This is a genomic window from Kitasatospora sp. NPDC052896, from assembly GCF_044547075.1.
Lineage (GTDB): Bacteria > Actinomycetota > Actinomycetes > Streptomycetales > Streptomycetaceae > Kitasatospora.
On sequence record NZ_JBITZU010000018.1, the window covers coordinates 146661 to 150398 of the forward strand.

The 3738-nt window shown below is 74.1% G+C and carries 3 protein-coding genes; 1 reads left to right on the plus strand and 2 read right to left on the minus strand.

What is annotated here, in order from left to right; translation table 11 throughout:
- Window positions 1-138: 138 nt before the first annotated feature.
- Together ACIGXM_RS27835 and ACIGXM_RS27840 are read right to left on the minus strand one after the other, a co-directional pair.
- Window positions 139-1041 (minus strand): hypothetical protein, encoded by a 903-nt coding sequence (locus ACIGXM_RS27835; RefSeq protein ID WP_396565519.1) that lies wholly within the window; start codon window positions 1039-1041, stop codon window positions 139-141.
- Between the two features lie 196 nt (window positions 1042-1237).
- Window positions 1238-1960, minus strand: coding sequence for a TetR/AcrR family transcriptional regulator (locus ACIGXM_RS27840; RefSeq protein ID WP_396565521.1), 723 nt, complete (start codon window positions 1958-1960; stop codon window positions 1238-1240).
- 50 nt (window positions 1961-2010) lie between these two features.
- Between ACIGXM_RS27840 and ACIGXM_RS27845 the strand changes: the two genes are divergently transcribed.
- Window positions 2011-3591, plus strand: a complete 1581-nt coding sequence (locus ACIGXM_RS27845; RefSeq protein ID WP_396565523.1) for an FAD-dependent oxidoreductase — start codon at window positions 2011-2013, stop codon at window positions 3589-3591.
- Window positions 3592-3738 lie beyond the last annotated feature (147 nt).

The following is a 3738-nucleotide window of genomic DNA, read 5'->3' on the forward strand; positions in this document are numbered from 1 at the left end:
GCCCCCGTGCGCGCCCCGCGCCCCTCTGGGGGGCCGCCCGGGCGCCGCCCGCGCGGGGCGCCCCGCCCCCCCCCCGCCGCCCCCCCCCGGCGCGCGCGCCCCCCCCCCCCCCCCCCCCCCCCCCACGACTCCTCCCGGCTACTGCAGGGTGACGACCTTGTGCATGCCGAGGACGGCCTGCGGCATGCCCGTGGTCTCGTCGGGCACCTCGCTCAGCACCACGTAGTCGCCCGGCGTCAGGCCGTGGGCCTGGACCGCGGCCTGATGGTCGGGCGACAGGCCACCGAGCCCGACACCCGGGCCGGTGAACGGCGACGCCGGGTTCTCGCCGTCGGCGACCTCGTCCAGGTACTGCTGCACCTGGTCGTCGGTGGTCCCCGCGACGACCGGCCGCAGCTCCATCTCCTGGATCTGGCCCGAGCTGTTGTGCACCAGGTAGGCCAGGTGCGCGTGGTCCATGGTCCCGGTCTGGAACCGCGGACCCTCCTCGGTGCTCTGCTGGATCACCATGCCGTCGGGGTAGCGGATCTGGTTGGCGTTCTGGCCGCTGGTGCCGGCCAGGTTCAGGGTCTTCACCACGGGGTGGGCCGGGTCGGCCCGGAGCGCGGTGAGGTCCACCAGGTAGACCGCGCCGGGGGAGACCTCCTCGGTGAACTGCTCGTGCACCTGCCGGGTGACCATGGCACCGCCCAGCGCCTCGGCCTCGCCGTGGACCGCCCTGATCCCGGCGGCCGCGGTGGACGGCGTGGAGCTGACCGAGTCGGCCAGGTCCCGCAGCACCTGGTCCATGCTGACGCCGTCGTGCGGGCGCAACAGCTGGAGCTGGCGGCCGTTCGGGTCGTCGGTCTGGACCCGGAAGCTGACCAGGCCGCCCTGGTGGCTGTCCGGCGCCTGGATGCCCGCACGGTTGACGCTCAACAGGACCGGGTGCTCCTCGGGGGAGGCGGCGGTGGCCGTCCCGGCGCCGCTGACGGTGCTGGTGACGGCGAGGGCGGCGATGGCCGCGACCCGGGCCGCGCGGCAGAGCGGATGAGCTGACATGAAGATCCTTTCGATGGGTTACCCCCGGCGCGAAGGATCCCCAGCCGCACGCGCGGCACAGCCGTTCGCGGCAGAACCGATCCGAACGGCCTAGTGCGTGGTGCGCGGCCGGCGCTGTCCGGCTATGGGGGCCTGTCCGGTGGATCCCCCGGGCCCGCGACGCCGGGCTGATCCGAACGGATCCGCCGGACGGACCCTAACGGTGTGCGAGGCCGTCGATCATCAGGGCGAGGGCGAAGTCGAACCGGTCGTGGCCCTCGCCGGCGGTGAGCTCGGCGGCGTGGCGGGTGGTGTGGGGGAAGGTCCCGGCGGGCAGGGCGGTGAACCGGCGGAGCAGTTCGTCGCGGTCGACGACCCAGGCGGCGTCATCACCTGCTGACCGCTGGCGCGCGATCGATCTCTCGAGGCAGTAGGCGGCCACGTACAGCAGGAGGGCGTCGGCGGCCCAGGCGGCGGCCTGCGGGGCGACGCCGCCGGCGAGCAGGATCGCCAGCATTCCTTCGGTGACGCGCACGGTCTCGAGGTCGGTGGGGGCCATGGCGAGCGCGGCGCGGGAGATTCCGGGGTACTTCAGGTACTGGTCGCGTACCTGGGTGCACACGCCGCGGATCTGCTCCCGCCAGGTGGTGGGGTCGGGCTCGGGCAGGACGAGCCCGGCGCACAGCCGCCCGATGAGCAGCTCGTCGAGGTCGGCCTTGTTGACCACGTGGGCGTAGAGCGAGGCGGGGCCGGTGTCGAGCGCGCCGGCCAGCCGGCGCATGGTCAGCGCCTCGTAACCCTCCGTGGCGACGATGTCCAGCGCGGTGTCGACGACCTGCTCCACGGTGATCGGTGCGGTGCGGCGCCGTGGCCTGGGGGCGGCCTCGGCCTCGGGGTTCGGCGGCTGGTGGCGTGCCGCGCGTCGCTCTCTCGGGTTCACCCGACCATCTTAGCTTGACACGAACGCCGTTCGTTTATAGAACACTGTTCGTGACAGTGAACGTGAACCAGGACGTGGACGTGACCGTGGTCGGAGCCGGGCCGGTGGGCCTCGTGCTCGCCGCGGAGCTGGCGCTCTCCGGGGCGACGGTGCAGGTGCTCGAGCGACGGGCCGAGCCGGACGAGGGGATGAAGGCGGGGGCGATCAACGTGCCGACGGCCGAGGCGCTCGACCGCCGCGGCCTGCTGCCCGCCGCCGAACAGGTGCAGCGGGAGATGCTCGAGCGGGTGGGGTCGTTCGCCCGGGTGGTCGAGGACCAGGCGCCCGGTGGCGACCGGCGGGCACGCGAGTCGCGGTTCACCGGGCATTTCGCGGGGATGGTCCTCGACGCCGACCTCGTGGACTGGTCCGACGCCGACTTCGCCGCGCACGCCGCGGTCGACGGAGCGAGGATGGTGCCGCAGCGCGAGCTGGAGGAGCTGCTGGCCGGCCATGTCGCGCGGCTCGGCGTACCGGTGCGTCGCGGGGTGGAGGTCACCGGGCTCGAGGACACTGGCGACGGCGTGCTCGTCGGCACCACCGCCGGCACGGTGCGCACCAGGTGGCTGGTCGGGTGCGACGGCGGGCGCAGCACCGTGCGCCGCCTCGCGGGCATCGACTTCCCCGGCACCGACCCCGAACTCACCGGACACCTGGCGGTCGTGGACATCGCCGACCCCTCGGTGCTGGTGAACGGGTGGGCGTGGTCGACCCGGGGGGCGTACCGCTACGGGCCACAGCCCGGGCGGGTGGTGACCGTGGAGTTCGGCGGCGCGCCCGCCGACCGCTCGGCGCCGGTGACCCTCGAGGAGGTGCAGGCCAGTCTGCGCCGGGTCTCGGGCACCGACGTCACGCTGACCGCGCTGCGCGGCACCGCGACCCGCTGGACGGACAACGCCCGCCAGGCCGCGACCTACTGGTCGGGGCGGGTGCTGCTGGCCGGCGACGCCGCGCACGTGCACTCGCCGTTCGGCGGGCAGGGGCTCAACCTCGGGGTCGGTGACGCGATGAACCTCGGTTGGAAGCTCGGTGCCGTGGTCGCCGGATGGGCTCCCGAAGGGCTGCTCGACACCTACGACGCCGAGCGTCGTCCCCTTGGCGCCTGGGTGCTGGACTGGACGCGGGCCCAGATCGGGGTGATGCGCGGGGACGCCAAGTCGGCCGCGCTCCGGGAGGTCGTCGCCGACCTGCTGGGCACCCGGGCCGGCACGACCTACGCGGTCAAGAAGATCTCCGGTGTCACGCAGCGCATCGACCTGCCCGGTGACCATCCGCTGGTCGGCCGGTTCGTCCCCGACCTGTGGCTGAGCGACGGCTCCCGTCTGGTCGACCACGGTCACGGCGGCGGGTTCCTGCTGCTCGACCGCACGCCGGACGGCGCGTTCGCCCGCCTCGCCGCGGCCCGGCCCGGGCGGGTGCGCAGCGTGACCGACGACCACGCGACGCCGACCGGGGTGCTGGTACGCCCGGACGGGGTGGTCGCCTGGGCCTCCGACACCACCGGCACCGCCGCCGTCACCGGCCTCGAAGCCGCCCTGCACCGGTGGGCCGGCGCGCCGTCGTGCTCACCCGAGCACGAGCCGGTGGGCTGAACCCCGCTCCGCGTCGACCTCGGCGGGGGTACCGCCGGACAGGCCCTAGTGGCAATGCCGGTGACTTTAGGTTCTGCCGTGCGGGGTGATGGTGGGTGTTGCTGGTTGTGGTGGTGGCCAGTTGTGGTGTTGGGCGCGTTTGAGTGG

Bases quoted from the DNA above. Each gene is read 5' to 3' on its own strand.
- ACIGXM_RS27835 (WP_396565519.1), bottom strand. From the start codon at position 1,041: ATGTCAGCTCATCCGCTCTGCCGCGCGGCCCGGGTCGCGGCCATCGCC.